The 25,599-nt window shown below is 45.0% G+C and carries 21 protein-coding genes; 7 read left to right on the forward strand and 14 right to left on the reverse strand.

Annotation, left to right across the window (positions count from 1 at the left end):
* Position 1: 1 nt before the first annotated feature.
* The 7 genes from FD737_RS03405 to gndA all read left to right on the forward strand — a co-directional run bounded on the left by FD737_RS03405 (position 2) and on the right by gndA (position 10,754).
* Positions 2-787, forward strand: coding sequence for an ABC transporter permease (locus FD737_RS03405; RefSeq protein WP_160832708.1), 786 nt, complete (start codon positions 2-4; stop codon positions 785-787).
* Positions 787-2,007 carry an ABC transporter ATP-binding protein gene (locus tag FD737_RS03410; protein ID WP_160832709.1) on the forward strand — a complete coding sequence of 407 codons (1,221 nt, stop codon included), beginning with the start codon at positions 787-789 and terminating at the stop codon, positions 2,005-2,007. Before FD737_RS03405 ends, FD737_RS03410 begins: the two co-directional genes overlap by 1 nt.
* Positions 2,000-3,262: a class I SAM-dependent methyltransferase gene (locus FD737_RS03415; protein ID WP_160832710.1), complete on the forward strand. Its 1,263-nt coding sequence runs from the start codon at positions 2,000-2,002 to the stop codon at positions 3,260-3,262. The genes FD737_RS03410 and FD737_RS03415 overlap by 8 nt, the downstream gene beginning before the upstream one ends.
* Positions 3,262-6,912: a glycosyltransferase gene (locus FD737_RS03420; RefSeq protein ID WP_160832711.1), complete on the forward strand. Its 3,651-nt coding sequence runs from the start codon at positions 3,262-3,264 to the stop codon at positions 6,910-6,912. Before FD737_RS03415 ends, FD737_RS03420 begins: the two co-directional genes overlap by 1 nt.
* 42 nt (positions 6,913-6,954) lie before the next feature.
* Positions 6,955-8,097: a glycosyltransferase family 1 protein gene (locus FD737_RS03425; RefSeq protein WP_160832712.1), complete on the forward strand. Its 1,143-nt coding sequence runs from the start codon at positions 6,955-6,957 to the stop codon at positions 8,095-8,097.
* Positions 8,098-8,195: 98 nt separating this feature from the next.
* Entirely contained in the window at positions 8,196-9,206 is a 1,011-nt protein-coding gene (locus FD737_RS03430) for a glycosyltransferase (RefSeq protein ID WP_370523003.1), read from the forward strand.
* A gap of 138 nt (positions 9,207-9,344) precedes the next feature.
* Positions 9,345-10,754: an NADP-dependent phosphogluconate dehydrogenase gene (gndA, locus tag FD737_RS03435; protein WP_160832713.1), complete on the forward strand. Its 1,410-nt coding sequence runs from the start codon at positions 9,345-9,347 to the stop codon at positions 10,752-10,754.
* Positions 10,755-11,451: 697 nt separating this feature from the next.
* On the opposite strand, the gene opgB is transcribed toward gndA, so the two are convergent.
* The 14 genes from opgB to hisD all read right to left on the reverse strand — a co-directional run bounded on the left by opgB (position 11,452) and on the right by hisD (position 25,595).
* Positions 11,452-13,740: a phosphatidylglycerol--membrane-oligosaccharide glycerophosphotransferase gene (gene opgB / locus FD737_RS03440; RefSeq protein WP_160832714.1), complete on the reverse strand. Its 2,289-nt coding sequence runs from the start codon at positions 13,738-13,740 to the stop codon at positions 11,452-11,454.
* Between the two features lie 45 nt (positions 13,741-13,785).
* On the reverse strand, positions 13,786-14,334 hold the full coding sequence (pgsA, locus tag FD737_RS03445; protein ID WP_160832715.1) for a CDP-diacylglycerol--glycerol-3-phosphate 3-phosphatidyltransferase: 549 nt from the start codon (positions 14,332-14,334) through the stop codon (positions 13,786-13,788).
* 754 nt (positions 14,335-15,088) lie between these two features.
* Entirely contained in the window at positions 15,089-16,204 is a 1,116-nt protein-coding gene (locus FD737_RS03450) for a succinylglutamate desuccinylase/aspartoacylase family protein (protein WP_160832716.1), read from the reverse strand.
* A 170-nt stretch (positions 16,205-16,374) separates the two neighbouring features.
* The gene (locus FD737_RS03455; protein ID WP_160832717.1) at positions 16,375-17,172 is read right to left on the reverse strand and encodes an ABC transporter substrate-binding protein; all 798 of its coding nucleotides are present in this window, start codon (positions 17,170-17,172) and stop codon (positions 16,375-16,377) included.
* 65 nt (positions 17,173-17,237) lie between these two features.
* Positions 17,238-17,714 carry a YbaK/prolyl-tRNA synthetase associated domain-containing protein gene (locus FD737_RS03460; RefSeq protein ID WP_160832718.1) on the reverse strand — a complete coding sequence of 159 codons (477 nt, stop codon included), beginning with the start codon at positions 17,712-17,714 and terminating at the stop codon, positions 17,238-17,240.
* Entirely contained in the window at positions 17,701-18,036 is a 336-nt protein-coding gene (locus FD737_RS03465) for a helix-turn-helix domain-containing protein (RefSeq protein ID WP_160832719.1), read from the reverse strand. Before FD737_RS03465 ends, FD737_RS03460 begins: the two co-directional genes overlap by 14 nt.
* Positions 18,033-19,349: a type II toxin-antitoxin system HipA family toxin gene (locus FD737_RS03470; protein WP_097116670.1), complete on the reverse strand. Its 1,317-nt coding sequence runs from the start codon at positions 19,347-19,349 to the stop codon at positions 18,033-18,035. Before FD737_RS03470 ends, FD737_RS03465 begins: the two co-directional genes overlap by 4 nt.
* Positions 19,350-19,466: 117 nt before the next feature.
* Entirely contained in the window at positions 19,467-20,078 is a 612-nt protein-coding gene (hisIE, locus tag FD737_RS03475) for a bifunctional phosphoribosyl-AMP cyclohydrolase/phosphoribosyl-ATP diphosphatase HisIE (RefSeq protein ID WP_034824749.1), read from the reverse strand.
* Entirely contained in the window at positions 20,072-20,848 is a 777-nt protein-coding gene (gene hisF / locus FD737_RS03480) for an imidazole glycerol phosphate synthase subunit HisF (RefSeq protein WP_160832720.1), read from the reverse strand. The genes hisIE and hisF overlap by 7 nt, the downstream gene beginning before the upstream one ends.
* Positions 20,830-21,567, reverse strand: coding sequence for a 1-(5-phosphoribosyl)-5-[(5-phosphoribosylamino)methylideneamino]imidazole-4-carboxamide isomerase (hisA, locus tag FD737_RS03485; RefSeq protein WP_160832721.1), 738 nt, complete (start codon positions 21,565-21,567; stop codon positions 20,830-20,832). The genes hisF and hisA overlap by 19 nt, the downstream gene beginning before the upstream one ends.
* Positions 21,567-22,157: an imidazole glycerol phosphate synthase subunit HisH gene (gene hisH, locus FD737_RS03490; RefSeq protein ID WP_160832722.1), complete on the reverse strand. Its 591-nt coding sequence runs from the start codon at positions 22,155-22,157 to the stop codon at positions 21,567-21,569. The genes hisA and hisH overlap by 1 nt, the downstream gene beginning before the upstream one ends.
* Positions 22,157-23,224 carry a bifunctional histidinol-phosphatase/imidazoleglycerol-phosphate dehydratase HisB gene (hisB, locus tag FD737_RS03495; protein WP_160832723.1) on the reverse strand — a complete coding sequence of 356 codons (1,068 nt, stop codon included), beginning with the start codon at positions 23,222-23,224 and terminating at the stop codon, positions 22,157-22,159. The genes hisH and hisB overlap by 1 nt, the downstream gene beginning before the upstream one ends.
* Positions 23,221-24,291 (reverse strand): histidinol-phosphate transaminase, encoded by a 1,071-nt coding sequence (gene hisC / locus FD737_RS03500; RefSeq protein ID WP_160832724.1) that lies wholly within the window; start codon positions 24,289-24,291, stop codon positions 23,221-23,223. The genes hisB and hisC overlap by 4 nt, the downstream gene beginning before the upstream one ends.
* Complete coding sequence (gene hisD, locus FD737_RS03505; RefSeq protein WP_160832725.1) at positions 24,288-25,595, reverse strand: histidinol dehydrogenase; 1,308 nt, start codon at positions 25,593-25,595, stop codon at positions 24,288-24,290. The genes hisC and hisD overlap by 4 nt, the downstream gene beginning before the upstream one ends.
* Positions 25,596-25,599: the final 4 nt, after the last annotated feature.

Consider the following 25,599-nt stretch of genomic DNA (forward strand, 5'->3'; position numbering starts at 1 on the left):
TATGTTAAAATCTATCTATCAGTATCGCGGTTTTATTATAAGTAGTATAAAGCGAGATTTTCAATCTCGTTATCAAACAAGTATGCTAGGAGCACTATGGTTAGTGCTACAACCACTTGCGATGATATTAGTGTATACATTGGTTTTCTCTCAAGTAATGAAAGCCAGAATGCCCGATAACACAGGATCATTTGCATATAGTATTTATCTTTGTTCAGGTGTATTAACATGGGGGCTGTTTACTGAAATTTTAGACAAAAGTCAGGGGGTATTTATTAACAATGCTAACCTGATAAAAAAACTCAGTTTCCCTAAGATCTGTCTTCCGTTGATTGTTGTCGCCTCAGCAGTGCTTAATTTCTTGATAATTTTTTCACTTTTTATCTTTTTCCTAATATTTACCGGGAACTTTCCTGGGTGGTTAATTTTTACAATGATCCCAGTTATCCTATTGCAAATCGCATTTGCGACAGGGTTAGGGATGATTTTTGGCGTGATGAATGTTTTTTTCAGAGATGTTGGGCAGTTTGTTGGTGTGTTACCACAATTTTGGTTTTGGTTTACACCGATTGTATACGTATTGAACTCTCTTCCTCAGTGGGCGCACAAAATACTCATGTATAATCCGGTCGCTCGTCTAATGCAGGCTTATCAAGGGATATTTGCTTACCATAAAATACCGGACTGGGGTTCTTTGCTTCCAGTTTTAATTTTAAGTATTATTTTTTGTGTTTACGGGTTTGTTTTATTTAGAAGACACTCGGCTGAAATGGTGGATGAACTCTAATGACACATATCTTAGTTTCGGGTGTAGGGAAAGCATATAAAATTTATCAGCGAAAAGTTCATCGGCTGATGGAATGGATAATTCCTGGCATTAAATCGCAACACTCACTAAAGTGGATTTTAAAAGATATTAATAATGAAATTAATGAGGGCGAAGCAGTTGGCATAATTGGCATCAATGGCGCTGGAAAGAGCACGTTGTTGAAATTGATTACTGGTACTGCAAAACCAACAACAGGAAAGATTGATATTTCAGGTCGGGTAGCTGCCATGCTGGAACTTGGTATGGGATTTCATGCTGACTTTACCGGTCGGCAAAATGTCTACATGTCCGGCCAACTGCTTGGTTTATCGGTTGAACAGATTAATCAACTCATGCCTGAAATAGAGTCATTTGCGGAGATTGATGACTACATTGACCAACCTGTCCGGGTCTACTCCAGTGGTATGCAGGTAAGACTGGCATTTAGCGTTGCAACAGCGATTCGTCCGGATATTTTAATCATTGATGAAGCACTGTCGGTCGGAGACGCTTATTTTCAACATAAAAGTTTCGAGCGAATCCGTGAGTTCAGAAGAAAAGGGACAACTTTACTCCTCGTCTCACATGATAAGCAGGCAATCCAAAGCATTTGCGACCGCGCCATCCTGTTAAACAAAGGAGAGGTGGCCATGGAGGGGGAACCTGAAGCGGTAATGGACTTTTATAACGCGCTATTAGCAGACAAAGAAAAAAAATCCATTAAGTTGAGTATTAACGATGGCAAGCTGGCGACGCTTTCAGGTACTGGTGAAGCGCGCATAAGTCGTATAGATCTGCTGAATGAAAACAATGAGTCTGTTGAATCTTTGCAGGTAGGACAAGCAGTTTCTTTAAAAATTCAAGCGGAAATATATGAGGATATCGATGAATTAGTTGTAGGCTATGTTATTAAGGATCGCCTTGGACAACCTGTATTCGGTACAAATACTCACCACATGAGGAATGTCTTGAGTGAACTGACGGCTGGTAAAAAACTGGAATATACTTTTAGTTTTGACGCCAATTTGGGTGTTGGCTCCTATTCGATTGCTGTAGCTTTGCACTCATCAGATACACATGTAGCCAGAAACTATGAATGGCGTGATCTGGCTCTAGTATTCACAGTTGTGAACAGCGGTAAACCATCCTTTATAGGCGTAGCCTGGATGCCACCCCAATTGGAGATTAAAGGTGAGTAATAATTTTTACCGGGCATTTGAAGACAAGCATCGTGGTAGTGTTGCCGATATCCGTCAAAGATTGACAGTATATTTGCCGTTAGTCACTAAACTTAATTCTTACTTTTCAGAAGGTTGCGTCATTGATATTGGTTGCGGGCGAGGTGAATGGTTAAAACTTCTTCGTGATAATAATATACGTGCCGTCGGAGTCGATCTTGATGAAGGAATGCTTGCCGAAGCATTAAAAGATGGTCTTACCGTAGAATTAAATGATTGCATCAAATTTTTGAAGAAGCAAGAAAATGAAAGTGCAGTTGCAATTACAGGCTTTCATCTAGTCGAACATCTTCCTTTTGAAATTGTTCATACCTTGGTATCAGAAGCACAGCGAGTGTTAAAACCTGGAGGTCTACTGATACTTGAAACACCGAATCCAGAAAATTTAAGTGTTGGCAGTTGTTCGTTCTACATGGATCCCACTCATCAAAACCCCCTCCCACCAGAACTGTTAAAGTTTCTTCCTGACTATTACGGATTTGAAAGAACGCGAATAGTCAGACTCCAAGAAAGTGCTCGAATTAAAGATCATTCTTCTGAACTAACGCTATCGGAAGTGTTGAAGGGGGTTAGTCCAGATTACAGTACTGTCTCTCAAAAGTCAGGTTCTCATGAGTTAATTACCGAATTTAATGAATTCTTTGTAAAAAAAATTGGTGTAACTCTCGATGAACTTGCTGACCGCTATGATATGGTGCTAGCTGACCGTTATGATATAGTGTTAGGAGAAAGACTCAAAGTTATATCCCTTGAGTACGAAAAGGAGATAGAAAATGTTCGAGCTGAAATTAAAGATATTATCGATTTCAACAAACAGTTAGAAAATAGATTGGCTGCCGTTTATTCAAGTAACTCTTGGCGTATAACTGCTCCGTTACGACGTGTGATAGACTTAGGTAAACGTACAAATGTTGCTCGTAAAAAAGGACATAAGTATTTCGCTAAAGCTTTTGTGCGTAAAATATTTCAGCGTCTCGTCCTTATATCCGGGAAATACCCAAAGGCAAGAACTAGCGCGTTGAGCCTGATGCGTAAGCTGGGATTATATTCCTTAGTAAGACGCTTTTATTTTAAATCTATAAGTGAAGAGAATATTTCGCATCATTATAATAATTCCTTTTCAATGTCGCATGTTGATAATTTGACAAATAGGGCAAAGGAGATCTATGAAGATCTTCATAAAGATGAAGTAAAGAACCATAAAGGTAATAAATAATGAGAATTTTAATCGATTTACAGGGCGCACAAACTGAAAGCAGATTTAGAGGGATAGGGCGCTATTCATTATCTATTACCAAAGGTTTACTACGTAATAACAAATATCATGACTTCTATGTTCTCCTAAATGGTAACTTTGAAGATACTATCGAAGATATCAAAACAGCTCTAGATGGTTTATTACCAGAAAAAAACATCTTGGTATGTCAACTACCTACTCCTCTTCGTGCCTGCGATGAGGGTAATGAATGGCGACAGAGTGCTGCTGCTATTATTCGGGAGGAAATGATTCGCACGCTTTCAGTTGATTGGGTTTTCATTACCAGCCTATTTGAAGGTCATATTGATGATGCCACGCTCACCATTAAAAAATTGCAAAGCAATACGAAAGTTGCTGTGCTTCATCACGATCTCATACCCCTCGTCAACGAAAAAACGTACTTGCAAGATGGTCAATTTCGCCAATATTACATGAAAAAAGTTGATTGTCTAAAAATGGCAGATCTTATTCTGACAAATTCGGATTATACAGCTCGAGAAACTCATGAATATTTACCTGATGCTATAGGTGAAATTGTGTCAATATCTTCAGCCACTGAGGATATGTGGTACGATAAAGAGATAGTTGATATCAATATCGAAGCTGTTAGAGAAAAATTTTCAATCAGGAAAGATATTATTCTTTATGCACCGGGTGGTTTTGATAAGCGCAAAAACTTTGAAAGACTCATTGTTGCATTCTCTGAAATTGAACCCGAACTACGATTTAATAAACAATTAGTTATTATAAGTAAGGTCAATGAAGCTGATCGTAACTATCTGCAATCAATTGTTAAAAATGCGGGCCTGTCAAAATTTGACGTTATTTTAACCGGCTATATTAGTGATGATGAACTGATTCTTCTCTACCGGAACTGCTTCTTATTCGTTTTTGCTTCAGAGCATGAAGGATTCGGGTTACCTATTCTGGAAGCAATGAGATGTGGTGCACCAACTATTGGTTCCAATGTGACCAGTATACCCGAAGTTATTGGGCTGGAAGAGGCGCTCTTCGACCCATTTTCTGTGAAGTCGATCACCAGTAAAATTCGTGACGTGATTATCAATGACAAGTTTCGTCACTCCCTCAAAAATCATGCATTGAGTCAAGCCTCAAAATTTTCCTGGGACATTTCTGCTCAACGTGCTCTTGATGCCTTAGAGCACTTTAAGTCGGAAATTGATTTAACGGTTGAAAAAACCAGAGAAAGCATTTCTGCATTCGACAGCTTAAAAAGAATCAGCACTAAGGTCAGGCCTACTGATCAGGACTTGTTACGAGTCGCCGAGGCGATTGACCGTAATATTAAGCGAGTTGAACTGAATAATGCCCTAGTAGAAACTTTGCAGTGGCAGGTCGATGGCCCCTTTGATTCATCTTATAGTCTCGCCCTGGTTAATCGTGAATTTGCTCGTGGCCTTGCTAGAAAAGGCGTAGAAATAAGACTGCATTCCACTGAGGGGCCAGGGGATTTTTCCCCAAACATATCCTTCATGCAGAAAACGGCTAATGCTGACTTGCTCGCATGGAATGAGAAGGCAGTCAGAGATAGGGCTGTATCAGTTTCTGTTCAGTCACGTAATATCTATCCGCCACGCGTTTCTGGACTCAATTCGAAGGTAAAGCTCCTTCATTGTTATGCTTGGGAAGAGACTGGGTATCCCTTAGAGTGGATTCATAACTTCAATCAGGAGCTTGATGCTGTTCTCTGCACTTCACACCATGTTAAAAAAGTTCTTATTGATAACGGCTTGCGCATACCAGCAATTGTCACGGGGAATGGTTGTGATCATTGGGAAAATGTTAGTGCTAAGCACTATTCGCTTGGAACAGTCAAAACATTACGTTTCCTGCATGTTTCATCTTGCTTCCCGCGTAAAGGGGCAGAAGCCATGCTTGAAGCCTTCGGTCAAGCATTCAGCCTTGAAGATGATGTGACACTAATCATTAAGACGTTTGACAATCCCCATAATACAATATCTGAGAGCCTGACAGCATGGCAGAAAAAAAATCCTGATTTTCCGCAAGTTGTCATCATCAAAGAGGACCTTGATGAAGGTAGCCTAAAGAGCATCTACGAACAATGTGATGTGCTCGTCGCGCCAAGTTGCGCGGAAGGCTTTGGGCTACCCATTGCGGAAGCAATGTTAAGTGGAATGCCCGCCATTGTTACCGATTGGAGTGGGCAAAAAGATTTTTGTGATTCAACGAATAGCTGGCTAGTGGACTACCACTATGCTCATGCTAAAACACATTTTGGTCTTTACTCTTCGGCTTGGGTCAACATTGATGTTGATGACCTGGCGAGGAAGATGAAACTTGCTGCGTTGACGCCAGCCGATCAACGAAGTGAAATGGCTAAGAATGGTCGTGAGAAGATTCTTTCTGATTTTACATGGTCTGCTGTGGCAGAGCGTTCTGTTTCCGCTATTCATACATTAGAAACTAAAAATTGGGAATTAAATCAGAAAGCTAAAATAGGTTGGATAACTACCTGGAATACTAAATGCGGCATAGCAACTTACTCACAGCATTTGATAGATAATATGTCTGGGGTTAACCCAGTGATTTTCTCACCCAATGGACAAGAACTCCTCGACATAAAAAATGACTCTAGTATTCGTAGTTGGAGTATCGGGAAAGAGAATAATGACTTCGATGCCATCCTCAAGCATATAGTGCAAGCTGGAATTAATACCATTATAATTCAGTTTAACTATGGCTTCTTCAATCATGCCGAGTTATCAGAGTTAATTTACGCACTAAAACAAAAAAATATAGTTGTTGTGATGACCCTGCATTCAACAGTCGATCCTGAGAAGAAACCTGAACAGAATTTTAAATTAGTTCATATGATTGATGCCTTAAAATGCTGTGACCGTCTATTAGTGCATTCCTTTGCTGATATGAATCGTTTAAAATCTCTTGGTTTGGAAAATAACGTAACACTTTTTCCGCATGGCGTATTGAGCAACAAGAGACTATCTATCAAGCATCAAACTAAAAAAAATATGCACGTTATCGCTAGTTATGGTTTCTGCTTACCTCATAAAGGTTTGAGTGAAATTGTAGAAGCGGTGAAAATACTAAGAGATCGAAAAGTTCCTGTTAAATTAAAATTAGTCAATGCTGAATTCCCTGTTGGAGAATCGCGAGATTTAATACATAAACTGAAGCAATACGTTCATGAGAACAAGATTGGCGATCTCGTAGAATTCCATAATAGCTTCTTATCTGATGATGAAAGTTTAGATTTATTGTCTGATGCTGACCTGCTTTTGTTTGCCTATCAAGACACTGGAGAGTCTGCAAGCGGGGCGGTGCGATACGGGATGGCTACAAGCAAACCTGTCATGGTTACGCCTATTCCTATTTTCGACGACCTTGGTGATGCTGTTTTTAAATTTAATGGTTTTACTGCAAAACAGATTGCTGAGGACATCATTGCAGGGCTTAAAGAAATTGAAGGCGAAACCCCACAATGGGAAGCAGTTACTAATGCTGCAGAGAGTTGGCGCAACCAGCATGACTACAGTGCTGTAAGCATGCGACTTAATAATATTTGTAATGGATTGATTAAAAATAGAGCAATCAAAGATTGGCGTTAATTGTAGAATGAGCCATAGCAGTGTGGCTCTCTTGAGGAATTTATGAAGGTCATTCTTTCTGTTGAACCAATCAAATATCCCTTAACAGGTATTGGTCGTTATACATACGAATTGGCAAGAGCTATTGAAAAACTCAATGAAATTGAACATCTTTTATACTTTGATGGAAAAAAAATCGTTCAGAATATACCAGGTGAAAATTCATCTGTAACCGTGTCGCACGGTCTGAAAAACATTCTAAAAAACAGTTCCGCTGCAATAAAAATTTATCAAACACTCTCGCCAAAAATTAAAAAAAGAGTGTTGTCCCGTTATGGTGACTATATTTATCACGGTCCAAATTTTTTTTTGCCAGAACACAAAGCTAAAAAAGTTAGTACATTTCATGATCTGAGTCCATTCAAGTACCCCGACTTTTTTGAGCCCAAAAGGTGTAAGTACACCCAACAAGAAATTTTGAAAAGTCTTAAACGTAGTGATTTCATTATTACGGTCTCGGATTATATTAAAAAAGAGTTGAGTGAACATTTCGATTATCCAAGTGATAGAATAAAAACGACGCATTTGGCTGCTTCAGATAATTTCTTTCCAAGAAATGAGTTGCAAACATTAGCGGTATTAAGAAAATATAATTTAAATTATCAAGGCTACTCTCTTTTTATCGGCACTATTGAGCCGCGAAAAAACATAGTTTCTCTTATCGATGCTTATGAATCTATGCCAGCTGAGCTCAGGCTTTCCTATCCACTCGTTATCAGTGGATTCAAAGGATGGCGAAACGAGCAAATTCTTTTCAGAATTGAAAAAGCGCAACGTGAAGGATGGTTGATCTATTTGGGATACATTCCCAATTCAGATATCCCTTTGCTCTATAGTGCTGCTAAAGTATTTTGTTTCCCCAGTAATTATGAAGGATTTGGTTTGCCTGTTTTAGAGGCTCTACAATCTGGAATACCTGTGGTATGTTCAAATAATTCCTCATTGACCGAAGTCGCCGGTGAAAATTCACTATTTCATGAAGCCGGGGATGTTGAGGGCATACGTAGTCAGCTCGAAATTGCATTGTGCTCTGTTGAACACAGAAACCATGCTATCGAACAGGGAATCACTCATGCCAAACGTTTCAGTTGGGAAAAATGTGCCCAACAAACTATGGATGTTTATAAAGAATTAAATCATTTATGATAAAAGTTCTCCATTTTTATAAAACGTATTATCCAGATACTTTCGGCGGCATTGAACAGGTTATATTTCAACTCGCCGAAGGGGCGGAAAATAGCTAGATTGAAACCACTGTACTCTCATTGACCCCAGGAGATACAGATCTCAATGCCACAATAGCCTCCCATAAGGCTTTCAGAATTCATGCGGATTTCTCCATAGCATCAAGTCCATTTTCAATTCGCGCATTGTCACTGTTTAAAAAACTTGCCAGTGAGGCTGATATTATTCACTACCACTTCCCATGGCCATTTATGGATATTTTGCATTTTATCTGCAAGATAAACAAACCAACGGTGGTTAGTTATCATTCTGATATTGTACGGCAGAAGAAATTACTGAAAATCTACACTCCTCTAATGCATAAGTTTATGTCTTCAGTGGATAAAATAGTCGCTACGTCACCAAACTATGTTGAAACAAGTCCAATATTAAAAAAATATATTGATAAGGTCGATATAATTCCCATAGGAATTAACCAAGCAGGATATAAATTACCCGCTCCCGCCGCGCTAGATTCATGGCGGGCCAGACTTCCCGAGCGTTTTTTCCTTTTTGTTGGCACTCTTCGTTATTATAAAGGCCTGCATATCTTATTAGAGGCTAATAAGACCAATGATTATCCAATTGTAATTGTGGGTTCCGGTCCCATTCAAAACGAATTGAAAATGCAAGCCGAAGAAGTAGGGCTCAAAAATATTATTTTCCTAGGTGCATTAGATGACGTTGATAAAATAGCTTTATTACATCTCTGCTGTGCGATGGTTTTTCCATCGCACTTGAGGTCAGAGGCATTTGGGATTTCTTTGCTAGAAGGGGCTATGTTTAGCAAACCTTTAATCTCAAGCGAGATAGGCACAGGGACTTCATGGATTAATATCCATCACGAGACAGGGATTGTTGTTCCACCTTCTGATCCAGAAGCGCTGGCCATAGCCCTAGAAAGATTGTGGGAAAACCCGGCGTTGGCAAAGACTTACGGAGAAAAGGCTTATCAACGTTACCGGGAACATTTTACCGGTGAAAAAATGGTCTCCGCTTACCTTGGTTTGTATAAGTCGTTGATAAAATAGTATCTTTAATGACTTATGCGATTAATGAATTTAGCATCAATCACTACCCGAAGATGACTATAGTGAGTTAACATAATTTCCACCTTTGTTCACCAGCAGAATGTGTCTGGTGATGAGACCTTCAGACAGGAGTAGATAATGTCCAAGCAACAAATCGGTGTGGTTGGTATGGCTGTGATGGGACGTAATCTGGCTTTAAATATTGAGAGCCGTGGTTACACTGTTTCTATCTTCAACCGTTCTCGTGAAAAGACTGATGAAGTCATCGCGGAAAATCAGGGCAAGAAACTCGCGCCATTTTACACCGTAGAAGAGTTTGTTGAATCATTAGAAAAACCACGCCGCATTTTGCTAATGGTTCAAGCCGGTGAAGCTACCGACAAAACTATCGCTTCACTGACACCGCATCTGGACAAGGGCGACATCCTTATTGATGGCGGTAACACTTTCTATAAAGACACTATTCGTCGCAATAAAGAACTTTCTGATCAAGGCTTTAACTTCATTGGTACAGGCGTTTCCGGCGGTGAAGAAGGTGCATTGAAAGGTCCTTCCATCATGCCTGGTGGCCAGAAAGAAGCGTACGAACTGGTCGCACCAATTCTGGATAAGATCGCAGCGCGCGCCGAGGATGGCGAAGCTTGTGTTGCTTACATCGGTCCAAACGGTGCTGGTCACTACGTTAAAATGGTACATAACGGCATCGAGTACGGCGACATGCAACTGATTGCAGAAGCTTACGCATTGCTAAAAGGTGCGCTGGGTCTAAACAACGAAGAACTGGCTAAAACCTTCACTGAGTGGAACAATGGTGAGTTGAGCAGCTATTTGATTGACATCACTAAAGATATCTTCACTAAGAAAGATGAAGATGGTAAATACTTAGTTGATGTGATTCTGGATGAAGCAGCGAACAAAGGTACCGGTAAATGGACCAGCCAGAGCTCATTGGACCTCGGCGAGCCGTTGTCACTGATTACTGAATCAGTATTCGCGCGTTACCTTTCATCTTTGAAATCTCAGCGTGTTGCTGCTTCAAAAGTATTGAGCGGTCCACAAGCTAAAGGCTTCACTGGTGATAAAGCTGAGTTCGTTGAGAAAGTGCGACGTGCTTTGTATTTGGGTAAAATTGTTTCTTATGCACAGGGCTTCTCACAGCTGCGTGCTGCTTCTGAAGAAAACAATTGGGATCTGCACTACGGTGAAATCGCTAAAATCTTCCGTGCGGGTTGCATTATCCGTGCTCAGTTCTTGCAGAAAATCACTGATGCATATGCAAGCAATGCCGATATCGCTAATTTGCTGCTGGATCCATACTTCAAAAACATTGCTGATGAGTATCAGCAAGCGCTGCGTGATGTCGTTTCTTACGCTATCCAAAACGGTATTCCAACGCCAACCTTCTCAGCTGCTATAGCATATTACGATAGCTATCGCTCAGAGGTTCTGCCTGCGAACTTGATTCAGGCGCAGCGTGACTATTTTGGTGCGCATACTTACAAGCGAACTGATAAAGACGGTGTTTTCCATACCGAGTGGCTTGACTAATTTCTATTAGATATATAATTAGTTAAGTAAATGGCTTAATGCATAGCATTGAGCCTTTTTTTTGAATTGATATTAATGCATTTGAATGTGAATTTCTTTAATAAGCACAACCTCGCCAAATTATTGTTTCTTCGGGTTTGATACAATGGCGTGAAAATAAAATAAATATTCTTGAAATAATAATTTAAATATAATTATAAATTACTTCATTGAATGATTTATAAGATTTTACTTACACTCATGCGGTGATGGTTTAAATAAGGTGGAGTAAGTAATAAATAGCTGTAGCACAGAATTTATTGCTACCAGTTAGACATGTGTTAATACACCTTAAGGCAGGGGTGATAAATGGAAATATAGGTTTCATAAATATTCTGCAACGCTGTGAAATTGTTAATCTGTATATTTAAAAAATGAAAATAAAAGAAAATGTTTAATGCTTTGTTACGTGGTTAATTAAGGGGTGGTTATAATAATTAGTGAATTCAGATTAACAGAGACAGTATGGTGCGCATTCATCCCTATTTAAAATGATAGTTATGTTTTATTAATCCAAAATTGATTGAGGTGACCTGTTGAGAATTAAGCAATGACAGGCCCGATTGACAGGCCTGTTATTTAATCCCAAATGTTACTACTGAGCCCACTTGGCTTACATCATCTAATGAAAATCTCTTAAGATTCGGGTATGTGTTTTTTATCTAATATTGTTAACAATTAAGTTTCTTAAGCCTATCCCCAAGATTCTTGCATCCCCGCTCTCACCGTTGGAAAGCGGTGATGAAGGATGAATTGGTGTAATCAAAATCTCATTTGAATGCTGCCTGTTAGCAAAAGAAAGACCCTGAATATTTCCAATGGTTTTGAAATCTACCCGCTTAGTTTCATTTCCAATAGTTACATCAACCAATCCACCATCACCATCTTTGTATGCGCTGGCATCTAAGTCAATACTTACATCCTCAGGAAGAGGATCTTTGGTTTCGATTATGACTGAGGCACTTAGAGAAGCATCACTCCATCTTCCCCAATCTTCACGATGAGATAAACCAGTTATTTTTTTTACATACTCTGGCATACCAGGATAACTAAAATCAATTTTATTACCTGAGTATTTTAATTCTCGAAGTGGAGTTTTCAGTTGAGCAATACGATCTTTGAAGCTAACGTCATAATTTTTAGCATTTGATATATCGTAAGTGAATTTAATCTTGTCATCATCAATTTTACTTAAAAAGACTCCGCCGTTATTTTTCCCATATGCAACACAAAGCCCTGGTTCGATTTTATTAGAGAATACATGGGTGATTTTGAAACAGTCATCCACCCATAAGAATTGGCTTCCTTCATCAAACTCAGAAAGTTGTGTAGCTAACGACACGCTTACATCTCTATCGAAATAAGGTTCTATAGAGTCTTTGGTTATTTTAAGAAGCACTGGTAATTTGAATGAGGTTTCAGGAAGCTCAATCTGCATCGCTGACTTATGTATTACAAAATTTTTAATTGATTTTGGAAATCCCCACAAGGCGATTACAGAGTTCTTCCATGAGTTGACCTTTTCAGTCATATCCGGGAACTTTTCGTATAGAGTCTCACTCTTGAAAGAACTTCTTCCAAGGCCAATCCGTGAATCTCCTCCCATAGCATCAAGCACTGTTGCGCCATTATCAAGGCTGCTTCTTTCTTTGCTTAAATTCACTTTTTTTGCACTGCCTTCGCTATCAATAAGCATGAAAAGGTCTCTACGAGGATGAGAAATCAACGCGTCGTAGGCTGTATTATTCATGGCCAGATGATCTGAGGTCACGACGATAATTGTGTTCTTAAATTCTGGAGACGATTTGACTTTATTAATGAATTTAGCTATCTGCTCTTGTGAACAAAAAACTGCTGACATTGATGAGTTAGATTTAGCATTAAATAGGTAGTTATCTTTGCTGCATGATTTGTTAACAAATCCGTCAGGGTGATGAGTATCTACGGTCAATAAAAAAAGTCCAAATGGCTTGTTTGATTTCGACAGTTTCTGATACTGCTTAAATGCAAGATCTAGAACTGTATCATCATACCATCCCCAATCGTTAACATATGAACGATCTACCACATCAGCGGCTAATTCTTGGCGACCAAATATATGGTCAAATCCATGATTTTCAAAGAATAATCTTTTACCACCAAAATCGAGATCTGCTCCCTGGTAAAAATAGAGTTCATAACCTGACTTCTTTAGTATATCTCCAAGGCAGGTGGTTCCGGGGAAGAATGAAGCCAAGGAGTCAGAAGAATTGCCAGAGAAAGGAGCAAATAAAGGAATTCCACACTGTGATGATACAATTCCTGCAATAGTGTAATCCGTACCAGGTAACTGTATTGTGTTATCAAAGTCATATGACTTATCTTTGATAGATGAGAGATCATCAGTTAAATGAGGGAACCAAGATTTATCAAAGTAGGTTCTTTCAAGACTTTCACCATAAATATAGATTATATTTTTTGTTGGTTTCTTCGTTGACTCGGATGGGTCAATATAATATTGAGTGAAATCTTTTGAATCGTGAAGTCTAGTGTTGATGATTTTATATAACCCAATCACACCAGGATTGATAATAATAGATGCTAAAATAACAATAAACACTTTCAACGTGTTCTTTTTGCTCGATTTAGTTGGAATGGAATTGTTTACATTTACAGCTTTCCACATCATGATTACCATGCATAGGAACGTAAATAGTATCATTGAAAATGGAAAGACGTACTTTTGAACGCCAGCGCCCTTCAAATCACTAAGAAGAGTGTAGATAACCGACTCATTAATACCCGCGCCTGTAAAATAGTTGGCTCCAACATAAAAACAGCTAATAAATAATATTATCACATATAATGAAATGACAAATATTTTTTCAGAGAGTCTTTGTGATATAAGTTTCCTCGCTAAAACAAGCGATATGAACATAAAAAAAAATGAAATAAACAAGCTAAGCATATTTTTATCCCATATAACAAAATCAATAATGACCAAAATTTAATTTTAACGGCCTATAAGTGTCTTTTTTGCAGCCCTTAGATATCCACACATTGAATATATCGTTAAAGCAGTTGAAGTATATAAGGTTATTACTCCAATTGACGTTAGGGTCAAGCCACTTCGCCACAAGAGGGCAGTTAAGCAAATCATTTGTGATGATGTTTTAAGCTTTCCAGCCCATGAAACTTTTACCGAGTTTCGCTCTCCCAATTCAGCCATCCATTCCCTTAGCGCGGATATAATGATCTCACGGGCGATCATTATCGATACAGGGATGGTTATCCACCATGAATGGAAATGTTCGGCTATAAGAACAAAGGCGATGGTGACGAGAACTTTATCAGCTACTGGATCGAGAAATGCGCCAAACTGAGTAGTTTGATTTAGTCTTCGAGCAAGATACCCATCTAGCCAATCAGTAGCTGAAGCGACAATAAAAATTATGGTAGTCACAGCCGCTGACCATGAATAATCTATGTAATATGATATTACAAAAAACGGAATCAAAAAAAACCTGAATAATGTCAATGATATAGGTATATTTAGTTTCATTGTAGTTTTGATTTTAAAATGAGGTGATCTATGTTGCTACACATTGCTTTTTCTGACAAGGATGTATTTTGAAAATGTTCTTATTTTCACGTCTCATCTTTGGCAAAAGTTGTCACATTAAGTGCCCTATCTTTGTGGATTGTTTCACACCGGAAGCATGAAGCTCATCACAACATTTGGGATGACAGGCATTCAGGTGACACGGATTTTGGCACAACATTGTGCAGTCTATTTTTTATCCGGCAATGATAAGAACTGATCATGGCTAGAAACCTACTTTGTTTGCATTAAATCTATGGGCCTTTTACAGGGTATTTAGCTGCGCTTAAACTTGTCGATTAAGCCAACACAGAACGAATTTATTTAGAATTTCAACGATAGCTTTCCTGATGAATACCTTAATGAGCGATGGTTCAACGATGTTCTCAATGCCCGGAAAATCGTTAATGACTTGGTGCAGACTTATAACTAGTCAAGATCTCATTTATGGATAAATTACTAGGCATCGGCTGAATTTAAATCAAGCTGCAGAAATGCGCTATTAAAAGACATACAAACCAACGTTCCTATTTAGTCATTGTATCTAATGTTGAAGGTAGACTATATATAACATAAGTAAAATATTAATGGGGTAAGTGTTTAATGTATATCAATTTTTTTTACTTTAATTTATATAAACGACATATTTTTCCTTAAATGAAGTTTGATAACAATTACAATTGTTATGTTTGGTCATTTTTTATTTTGGTTAAAATTAAACCACCAACAACTCCCCCTCACGCCTCGCATTTTCCCCCGCCAACCGCACCACCAGCATTCCCGCCGTAGCAAACTTCATCAGGTTCCTCGCGTACAGCACCCCACCAAACTCTGCCACCAGCGGCGTCACCTGGTCGGTAATCGGGTCCACAATCTCTGCCACTACTTCACCTGGCTTGATCCACTCGCCCAATTCACGGCGATTCAACAACAGCCCAGAGTGCGGCGCATGAATATACTCACAACCTGCCAGCGGTGTTGCAGGGTTAATCAGGGCAGGGGACTCACTCACGTCACCCGCAATGTAGCCACCTTCAATCAGCGCGTTAATAATCGCATCCGCATCTTTCTCAGCCTGATCAGGCGATACATCAGCAACACCACGCAATTCAAGCGTCACCGGCAGTAATCCGCGTGGCATTGGATACTCACCACCAAACCGCTCGGCCAGCGTCAGCCATGGTTCGCAGCAGGCTTCATCAAACGGCTCGCCACCAGAGATTTGGGCCAGAAGCTGTACTTCGCTACCTAACCAACGCGCTAAGGGTTCGATGTCCTGCCAGGCGTGCGGTGTGGTGTAGAGATGTGGCAATGCATCCCAGTCGCAGTGCAGATCAATCATCAAATCAGCCTGACTGGCCATACGCATCAGCGTGAAGCGCTGCGCATCCAGTTCAGTTTTAGCAATGCGATCGCGATAATGGCGATCGATAGCATCACGGATCAGCCGCTTGTTCTCATACTCGCTCTGCGTCAGGGAACCGGCCAGCTCTTCAGCCAGGGTATCGCCTAACGCCGGGAAACGGCGATTGAAATCCTGACCTGAAAGCGTATGGAATCGACCCAAATGGCTGCCGTGCCAGTGTTGACCCATCGCCAGCGGATTTGCCACCGGCACCAGCGTAATTTTGGATTTGAGCTGCCCGGCAGATTCCAGCGCCAGCAGCTTGTGTTTCAGATACCACGCCACCGCCATACCCGGCAGTTCATCACCGTGCAGTGCCGCCTGAATGTAGACGCGCCGCTGGGAATCGGTACCGAAATGAAAGCTGACGATTTCGCGCTGTGTACCGAGGGAAGCACTTAACAAGGGATGATGTTGTTGTTGCATGGCGCGGTCGATGTCCTGTATCTACGGCACGCTGAACGTCGTGCCTGATTAATTTTATTGACTGGAATTATAGTGCTGCTGTGAAAATGAGCGGGTATGAAGCCGCTAAATTTGCGCTTGCTCATGTTAGCAGCGCGAATAGGGCGGCCTGAAGACCGCCCCTGCATTGATTAATGCTGGATCGAGATATCGGTGGCGAAGTACTTCTTCTGGATCTTGTCAAAAGTGCCGTTTTTCTTGATTTCAGCAAAGGCGTTATCAAGGGCTGTTTTCAGCTCTTCATCACCTTTACGCAGTCCAATCGCTGTACCTGGACCGATAATCGGGTCTTCCACAATCGGGCCAGCCAGCTCGAAATCTTTGCCTTGCGGATGTTTCAGGAAGCCGTTAGCTGCCTGTGCTGCATCGGTAAATACCACATCCAGACGACCAGAGATCAAATCACTTTCAACCTGTGCCTGATCGCCATAAGGCACCACGTTCACGCCGTGTGGCTGCCATTTTGCCAGTGCATAGCGCTCCTGCACGGTTCCCTGCTCAACACCAACCGTTTTGCCCTTCAGCGATTCAGCCGTTGGCAGCAGGCCAGAGCCTTTGCGTGCAATTAATTGGGTGTGCGTATCATAAAGCGGCACGGTGAAGTCGATCTGTTTCAGACGCTCTTCAGTAATACCCATATCCGACAGGATGGCATCAAACTTGCGAGCTTTCAGCGCTGGAATCATGCCGTCGAACTGGCTCTCAACCCACACGCATTTGGTTTGCATCTGCTCACACAGTGCGTTGCCCAGGTCGATATCAAAACCCACCAGTTTGCCCTGCGGGGTTTTGGATTCGAAAGGAGGGTAGGTTGGATCAACAGCGAAGCGTACTTGTTCAATCTTTGCCTGTGCGCCAAATGCGCAACCTGCCAGCACAGCCAGCGCCAGCGTCTGACGCAGGCGGGCAGTAAAACGAGAACTTGCCATAATTTCGGTCTTCTTTTTCGTGATGTGGAATAACGCAGAGTACCGATCACTGTCCGCCATGGCAATTAGCAGATTATTTTCATGACGTTACCATTATGCATGGTGCGATAATCCGCCACACTCAGTACCACTGATTTTTCCAGCAGACCCGCGTTAAAGGCGATTTCGTCGTAGCGTTCAAACAGCAGCGGGTCGACGACCAGTTGTAGATCAGGATGGAAGCTGAAAGGTGGAATAGCACCAAACACGCAGCCGGTTAACGCATCCACTTCAGCCGGAGAGGCTAACGAAGCACGACGACCGCCAACCGCTTCGGCCACTTTGCTCAAATCCGCCTGTTGATCAGCCGGCAGAACCGCCAGCACATGCTGTTTGATACCGTTACCTTTGACATGGCACACCAATGCTTTGGCGCCTTGTCCCACTTCCGTCCCGCGAATCTCAGCAACAGCTTCACATTTTCCAGTCGCGGGATGTTCCATCACGCGATAACGGGCGTTGTGCTGGTCGAGCAGGACGATCAGTTTTTCATGAGTGGTCATCAGGGGCTCCCTGTTGAGTAAGATTGCTGAGTAATTCCTGCATCATATGTTTTTGGCGTGGCAGCAAGCCCAGTTTCAATCCCAGAGGTTTAAATACGCGATTCAACGTAGTCAGCGTAATACTTTCTTTGTCCAGCTCAATGTCAGATAACGTGCGACGACTGATGCCCGCTAAGCTGGCATAGCGTTCCTGTGAAAACCCCAGCACCTTTTTACGAAGCTGCATTAAGAGTTGGCCATGAGTTAACTTCTCCTCAATAAATTGCTGAAGAAGGCCTAGCAGCATCACTTCTCGCTCAAAAGGCGTCATCGATTTCTTCATATTTGCCACCCCGCGATACGTTCTTCGAGATAGTTAAAACCAATGCCTGGCATTTCCAGAATTGACTGTGGTACACCCCGAGCGGCAAGGCGGGATTTTAACCCAGCGAGCTTGCAGGTTAACTCACGCAACGAATTGAGTAATGAGGCTTCAGGGATAAACTCGTTGAGCTGTTGAGCAATCAACTGCCAATTGTAATGGCCACCTTCTTCGTAAGGTGAACCCCATTGAGTCGTTCGCACCACGCCCTCTGGATCGGCTTTCATTGGTGCGAAGTCATACACCGGTGCAAGCCACATGCCTGATGGTTTCTTTAGAATGGCACTATTACGCCCATGATTATCTGAATTACCAAATGCAACATTGAGCATGTCACGTTTGACCCATTCACTGACCAATTTTTCGCGATCTGCACCCGTCAAGGCTAATCGCTCAACCAGGCAGCGAATGACCTCAAAATGATTGAGATAACTGCCCGGTGGTTTTTTCATTAGCGAATAGATGGACTCAAGCCCGTATATGACTTTTCTGTTTTCAACAAACGCAATATCAAAGCGTGGTAGCCAAAGAGAGGGGTAACGTTCACCTTCACATAGCAACATCTCCTGCGTATCAATCGTCTCGACACCCATAGCCTGTAACTCATGGTAGAAATGATATTCTGCGCGCAGGATATCGCAGTCGATTGGGCTTCGTGTACCACGCGGATACTTAACCAGATAAGGGGTATCCCGGTTCAGATGATCATCCTGCCAGGTATCAATCCACACTTCGCTGTTTGTATTCCGTCGTAGCAGCAGTTTTGGCGCTTCCCCTCCCGCACCTGTTGCCCCGCCGCTGGCGGCCCCCATCTGTTGCGCATATTCAAGAAAATCACTGTCTCTCTCAATCGCCCATTCGGCAGGAAAGCGGCGAGTCTTGAGTTGGCTATTTTCAGGAAGTTGGGGTAGGGAATCTTTGATGCGTAAATTTCCAACTGGCGCAATTGTGCCGGATTTCAATAGCGCATAATCTTGCTCAGCTGAAGATTTACCCTGTAAACCAAGATGCTGAATCCAATAACGTCGGCTTGCTCCCGCTGGGACAATATCATCCAGGAAACCAAACCAAGGCTGCGCAAAGTGGCTGCCTATCAGCATTACGGGATAATTCAAACTACAGCTAGCGATATCGTTTCGATCGAGCTGTTCAGCTGCATAGTTGAAGTCATACGCAAGAAGTGCTGCGCTTTCACGACCTTTAGAGGGATCTTTAACATTAAGCTCGCCAACGTCGTGCCAGTTTCCATCAAGGTAGAGCTGTAGAATAAGCATGCTAACCTCCATTGAGCAGTATATTGCTCAATTCTAGCTAGCTTTGATTTTTTTGAGAAGTATGCTGCTCAAAATAGTTATGAAATGACAATTTTGAGCAGCTTATTGCACAATTCGTTATTTATGACGCGCCCGCAGATTATTAATAATCGTGCTCAAATCCAGCTCCTGATCCTGCAGCAACACCATCAGGTGATACAGCAAGTCAGAAGCTTCATTGGTCAGCTCATGGCGGTCATTCACTGTGGCTGCCAGTGCGGTTTCCACGCCTTCTTCACCCACTTTCTGCGCGATACGCTTGGTGCCGCTGGCATAGAGTTTCGCGGTGTAAGAACTCTCAGGATCGGCGCTCTTACGTGAAGCCAGCAGCTGCTCCAGCTGATACAGGAACGCCCAATCTGGCGCCGCCGGTGAGAAGCAGCTTGATGTTCCGAGGTGGCAGGTTGGCCCTATCGGATTTGCCAGCACCAGCAGCGTATCGTTATCACAATCCGGGGTGATGCTAGCGACCTGCAGAAAGTGACCGGAGGTTTCCCCCTTGGTCCACAAGCGGTTTTTGGTGCGAGAGAAGAAGGTGACGTTGCCTTCCGCCAGCGTCTTTTGCAGCGCTTCCTCATTCATATAACCGTGCATCAGCACTTCGCCAGAAACGTTATGCTGGACGATGACGGGCATCATGCCCGCGGTTTTGGCCCAATCCAGTTTGGCCAGTTGTTCTGCAGTTAACACGCGCGAATCTCCACACCGTTGTCGATCAGGAAGTTTTTCAACTCGCCGATATTGATAATTTGTTTGTGAAACACTGAAGCAGCCAGTGCACCATCGACGTTTGCCTGTTCAAAGGCTTCGAGGAAGTGTGGCATGGTGCCCGCGCCGCCAGAGGCGATCAGTGGCACCTTACACACGTCACGCACTTTCTTCAGTTGCACCAGGTCGTAGCCGTTACGCACGCCATCCTGGTTCATCATATTCAGTACGATTTCACCCGCGCCCAGCTTTTGCACTTCCTGCACCCAATCGAGGGTTTCCCAGGTCGTAACCCGCGTACGGGATTCATCGCCGGTATATTGATTGACGTGATACTTGCCGGTGGATTCATCGAACCAGGTATCAATACCCACCACGATGCACTGTACACCAAAGCGATCCGCCAGACGCGTGATCAGCGTCGGGTCAGCCAGCGCCGGGGAGTTGATGGAGATCTTATCCGCACCGAACTGCAGAATGCGCGCGGCATCCTCCTCACTCTTGATACCGCCCGCCACGCAGAACGGAATATCAATCACTTCTGCGACGCGTGACACCCAGCTTTTATCCACCACACGGCCATCGGAAGAGGCGGTGATATCATAGAACACCAGCTCGTCAGCGCCTTCCTGCGCATAGCGCTGCGCCAGTGGCACGATATCGCCAATAATTTCGTGGTTGCGGAACTGCACGCCTTTCACCACTTGTCCGTCACGGACATCGAGACAAGGAATTATCCGTTTTGCCAGCATGCAATCGCCTCCGCTACGGTGAATTTATCTTCCAGTAAAGCACGACCGACAATCACGCCCTGCGCGCCGCTGCCTCGTAAGGCCGCAATATCCTCCAGCGAGCCGATGCCACCGGAACTCTGGAACGCAATATCCGGGAAGGCATCAGACACTTCTTTATACAGCGCCACGTTGGAACCACTTAACGTGCCATCGCGGGAGATATCGGTGCACAGCACGTGCTTCAGCCCAACCGGCTGATACCAGCCAATCACTTCTTCCAGCGTTACGCCAGCCGCTTCCTGCCAGCCACTGATCGCCACTTCTTTGCGATTGTTGGCGTCAATGCGAACATCCAGCGCCAGTACAATGGCATCCGCGCCGAACTCGTTGAACCAGCTTTTCACTTCTTCCGGCTGCTTAACAGCCGTGGAACCCACCACCACGCGAGTCGCGCCGGCTGCCAGTAAAGCCGCCACATCTTCGCGATTGCGAATACCGCCACCGACCTGCACCGGTACATTCACGCCACGCAGCAGGGTAGTGAGCAGAGGAATCTGGCGCTTAGCCGGATCTTTGGCGCCAGTGAGATCCACCAGGTGCAGCACTTCCGAGCCCTGACGTTCGTAATCCTGCAGACGCGGTAAAGGATCACTACCGTAGTCGCGCTGCTGGCCGTAGTCGCCCTGATGCAGACGTACCACTTTGCCGTCGATTAAATCTAATGCGGGGATAATCATCACATCTCCAGGAAATTTTTCAGCAACTGCGCGCCTGCTTTGCCAGAACGCTCCGGGTGAAACTGCACGCCGAAGAAATTATCTTTCTGCAATGCGGCGGTGAACGGATGGCCGTAATCACACTGGGCGATGGTGGCGGCGTTCACCGGCATGGCGTAGCTGTGCACAAAATAGAAGTAGCTGCCATCAGGGATATTACGGAACAGGTGATTACCCGCCTGCGAGGTGATCTGGTTCCAGCCCATATGCGGCAGTGGCAAGCCCTGGGTATCCATCAGCGAAACCGGTTCATCCACCAGGCCCAGCGTGGTCACGCCGCCATTCTCATCGCTGCCGCGTCCCAGCAACTGCATACCGAGGCAAATCCCAAGCACCGGTTGGGTACAGGCTTTGATCAAATTGATCAGATCACGCTCCTGCAGCTGGTTCATGGCCGCTTGCGCGGTGCCCACGCCCGGCAGTAACAGCTTGTCGGCACGCAACACCACATCCGGATCGCGGCTCACCTCTGGCGTATAACCGAGGCGCTCAATCGCCCACTTCACCGATGATAGGTTGGCGCACCCGGTATCGAGAATCACCACGTTCATCACAGCACTCCTTTCGAGCTCGGCAAGGTGTTGCCTTCCACGCGAATCGCCTGACGCAAGGTGCGGCCAAAGGCTTTAAACAGGCTTTCCACACGGTGATGGTCGTTCTTGCCTTTGGTTTTCAGGTGCAGAGTGCTCATCATGGCGTAGGAGAGGGAGCTGAAGAAGTGCTCAACCATCTCGGTACTGAGATCGCCGACACGCTGATAGCTGAACTCGGCTTTAAACTCGATATGCGGACGACCAGAGATATCCAGTGCGCAGCGTGCCAGGCACTCGTCCATCGGCAGCACGAAGCCGAAACGGCCGATACCACGTTTGTCACCCAGCGCCTTGAGCAGCGCTTCACCCAGCGCCAGACCGGTATCTTCCACGGTGTGGTGATCGTCGATGTAGAGATCGCCTTTCACGTCGATGTTCATGCGGAAGCCGCCGTGTACGGCAATCTGGTCCAGCATGTGGTCAAAGAAGCCGACACCGGTATTGATCTTGCTGCCGCCTTCGCGGTCCAGCCACACTTCCACTTTGATCTGCGTCTCTTTGGTGTTGCGTTGTACCAGCGCATGGCGGTCACGTTTGGTCAGGCGTGCCTGAATCGCATCCCAGTCAATGCCTTCGGCACCGTAACGCAGGCCCTGAATGCCCATGTTCTCCGCCAGCTGGATATCGGTCAGGCGATCGCCAATCACGTAGCTGTTCGCGGTGTCCAGTGCGCCTTGCGCCAGCCAGGCTTCTACCATTTTGGTTTTCGGCTTGCGGCAATCGCAGTTATCTTCCGGCTTATGCGGGCAGATCAGGATGTCGCTGAAGTTCACACCCTGCGAAGTCAGGATCTGCATCATCAGGTTGTGTGGACCATCAAAATCAGCCTGTGGGAAGCTGTCTGTGCCCAGGCCGTCCTGATTGGTGATCATCACCAGCTGATAGCCGGCATTTTGCAGGGCCAGCAGCGCAGGAATGGCGTTCTTTTCAAACGCCAGCTTCTCCATGCGATCTACCTGATAATCCGATGGCGGCTCAGAGATGATGGTACCGTCGCGGTCGATAAAAAGGGTCTTCTGACTCATGCTTGCTCCACTGATAAGGCTTGCAGCGCGGCGATCAGGCGCTCGCACTCTTCACGGGTGCCGATGGAGATGCGCAGGCATCCCGCAAGGCCGGGGTTTTTGTTTTGGTCGCGCAGAATAATGCCTTGATCCCACAGCGTTTTAAACACTTTTGGCGAATCAGTGAAGCGCGCCAGAATGTAGTTGGTTTCGCTCGGGAACACCTGCTGCACTACGCTCAGCTGTGGTAGCTGTTCAAACAGCCACGCACGATTGGCGTTGAGTTCGGCGACATGCTGACGCATCAGCGCAATGCCTTCTTCGCTCAGCGCTTGTCCCGCAACATCAGCAACCGGGGTCGCCAGCGGGTAAGGCGCGATCACTTTCATCAACAGGTCGATCACGGGCTTGTTGGCCAGCGTAAAGCCACAGCGCAGGCCAGCCAGCGCAAAGGCTTTTGATAGCGTGCGCAGGATCACCAGATGTGAATACTCTTTCAACCAACCGGCGAGAGTCGCCTCCGGGCAAAACTCGATATAGGCTTCATCGGCGACCAGCAGTGCTTGACCGGCGGTCATCTCCAGCAGTTTACGGATATCGTCCTGATTAATCAGGTTGCCGGTCGGATTGTTCGGGCTGCACATGTAGACCACTTTCACGCCGTCTAACTGTTCGGCAATGGCGGGCAGATTCAGTTGCCAGTCATCCAACGCTGCCACGGTACGATACTCGATGCCGATGGTTTCCGCGCTCACGCTGTACATGCCGTAAGTGGGCGGGCAGAACAGAATCGCGTCTTTACCCGGCTCGCAGAAGGCGCGCATTAACAGTTCGATACCTTCATCAGCGCCACGGCTGACTATCACTTGCTCTGGCGTCAAACCGGCGTAAGCCGCATAGCGCTCAATCACAAGCTTCGGCTGGCATTCCGGATAGCGGTTCAGCGTTTGCTGAGACAGCTCAAACGGCACCGGCAGTGGGAACTCGTTGGCGTTCAGCCACACATCACCGTTACCCCCCAAACGACGCGCAGATTGATACGGCGTCAACGCGCGCACATTGGCGCGGGCTAAATCTTCAATGCTCATGCTTGCTCCTTCAGCGCGGCAACACGCAGGGTAACGGCGTTTTTGTGGGCTTCTAACTGCTCAGCAGCAGCCAGGGTTTCAATGGTGGCAGCCAGATTGAGGAAGCCTTGCGGCGTCAACTCTTGCACCGTCATGCGCTTCTGAAAATCGGCCAGACCCAGGCTGGAACAGGTTGCGGTATAGCCATACGTCGGCAACACATGGTTGGTACCAGAGGCATAATCTCCAGCCGATTCCGGTGACCAATCGCCAAGGAACACCGAACCGGCGCTGGTGATCGCATCCACCAGATCACGTGGCTGGCGCGTCTGAATAATCAGGTGCTCCGGGCCATACAGGTTGGAGATCTCCACACACTGCGCCAGATCGCGCAATACAATCAGACGGCTACTCTCCAGTGCCTGACGCGCGGTGGCCGCACGTGGCAGCTGTGCCAACTGCTCTTCCACTGCGAGCGCCACGCCTTCTGCCAGTTTCAGCGAAGGGGTCAGCAAGATAACCTGTGAATCCGGGCCGTGCTCTGCTTGTGATAGCAGATCAGAAGCGACAAATGCCGGTGTGGCACCTTCATCAGCAATCACCAAAACCTCTGATGGGCCAGCAGGCATATCAATAGCAGCGCCATCTAAACGCTGGCTCACCTGGCGTTTCGCTTCGGTGACGTAGGCGTTGCCTGGGCCAAAGATCTTGTCCACTTTTGGTACAGTTTCGGTGCCGAAGGCTAGCGCAGCAATCGCTTGCGCACCGCCTACCTGAAACACCTCTTTTACGCCGCACAGTTGCGCCGCATAGAGAATTTCATCGGCAATCGGCGGGGGCGAACAGAGCACCACACGACCACAACCGGCGATACGTGCTGGGGTTGCCAGCATTAATACCGTGGAGAACAGCGGGGCAGATCCGCCTGGAATATACAGCCCCACAGATTGCACAGGACGGGTAATCTGCTGGCAGCGCACGCCCGGTTGCGTCTCAATATCCACCGCGGGCAGAATCTGCGCGTTATGGAACGTTTCGATATTACCGACAGCCACTGCCATCGCCTGCTTCAGCGTATCGCTCAAACGATCGCTGGCGGCTTGCATCTCTTCTGGCGTGACGCGCAGGTTTTCCACCTGCGCTTTGTCGAAGCGCGCGCTGAACTCGCGCAGCGCATTATCGCCTTGTTCTTTTACTTGCGTCAGCACATCGCGCACGATTTCGCTGATGCTCGCCGAAGCAGAAATTGCCGGGCGCATCAGCAGCGCTTGCTGCTGTTGTTCATCACACTGTTGCCAGTCAATCGGGGTCATGATTGTGCTCATGCTG

Source organism: Pantoea sp. Seng (assembly GCF_009829935.1).
Taxonomy (GTDB): Bacteria; Pseudomonadota; Gammaproteobacteria; order Enterobacterales; family Enterobacteriaceae; genus Pantoea; species Pantoea communis.

Bases quoted from the DNA above. Each gene is read 5' to 3' on its own strand.
- FD737_RS03455 (WP_160832717.1), bottom strand. From the start codon at position 17,172: ATGGCAAGTTCTCGTTTTACTGCCCGCCTGCGTCAGACGCTGGCGCTG.
- FD737_RS03450 (WP_160832716.1), bottom strand. From the start codon at position 16,204: ATGCAACAACAACATCATCCCTTGTTAAGTGCTTCCCTCGGTACACAG.
- hisA (WP_160832721.1), bottom strand. From the start codon at position 21,567: ATGATTATCCCCGCATTAGATTTAATCGACGGCAAAGTGGTACGTCTG.
- hisH (WP_160832722.1), bottom strand. From the start codon at position 22,157: ATGAACGTGGTGATTCTCGATACCGGGTGCGCCAACCTATCATCGGTG.
- FD737_RS03460 (WP_160832718.1), bottom strand. From the start codon at position 17,714: ATGACCACTCATGAAAAACTGATCGTCCTGCTCGACCAGCACAACGCC.
- FD737_RS03465 (WP_160832719.1), bottom strand. From the start codon at position 18,036: ATGAAGAAATCGATGACGCCTTTTGAGCGAGAAGTGATGCTGCTAGGC.
- FD737_RS03420 (WP_160832711.1), top strand. From the start codon at position 3,262: ATGAGAATTTTAATCGATTTACAGGGCGCACAAACTGAAAGCAGATTT.
- hisC (WP_160832724.1), bottom strand. From the start codon at position 24,291: ATGAGCATTGAAGATTTAGCCCGCGCCAATGTGCGCGCGTTGACGCCG.
- FD737_RS03425 (WP_160832712.1), top strand. From the start codon at position 6,955: ATGAAGGTCATTCTTTCTGTTGAACCAATCAAATATCCCTTAACAGGT.
- pgsA (WP_160832715.1), bottom strand. From the start codon at position 14,334: ATGAAACTAAATATACCTATATCATTGACATTATTCAGGTTTTTTTTG.
- opgB (WP_160832714.1), bottom strand. From the start codon at position 13,740: ATGCTTAGCTTGTTTATTTCATTTTTTTTTATGTTCATATCGCTTGTT.
- gndA (WP_160832713.1), top strand. From the start codon at position 9,345: ATGTCCAAGCAACAAATCGGTGTGGTTGGTATGGCTGTGATGGGACGT.
- hisB (WP_160832723.1), bottom strand. From the start codon at position 23,224: ATGAGTCAGAAGACCCTTTTTATCGACCGCGACGGTACCATCATCTCT.
- hisF (WP_160832720.1), bottom strand. From the start codon at position 20,848: ATGCTGGCAAAACGGATAATTCCTTGTCTCGATGTCCGTGACGGACAA.
- hisD (WP_160832725.1), bottom strand. From the start codon at position 25,595: ATGAGCACAATCATGACCCCGATTGACTGGCAACAGTGTGATGAACAA.
- FD737_RS03405 (WP_160832708.1), top strand. From the start codon at position 2: ATGTTAAAATCTATCTATCAGTATCGCGGTTTTATTATAAGTAGTATA.
- FD737_RS03410 (WP_160832709.1), top strand. From the start codon at position 787: ATGACACATATCTTAGTTTCGGGTGTAGGGAAAGCATATAAAATTTAT.
- FD737_RS03470 (WP_097116670.1), bottom strand. From the start codon at position 19,349: ATGCTTATTCTACAGCTCTACCTTGATGGAAACTGGCACGACGTTGGC.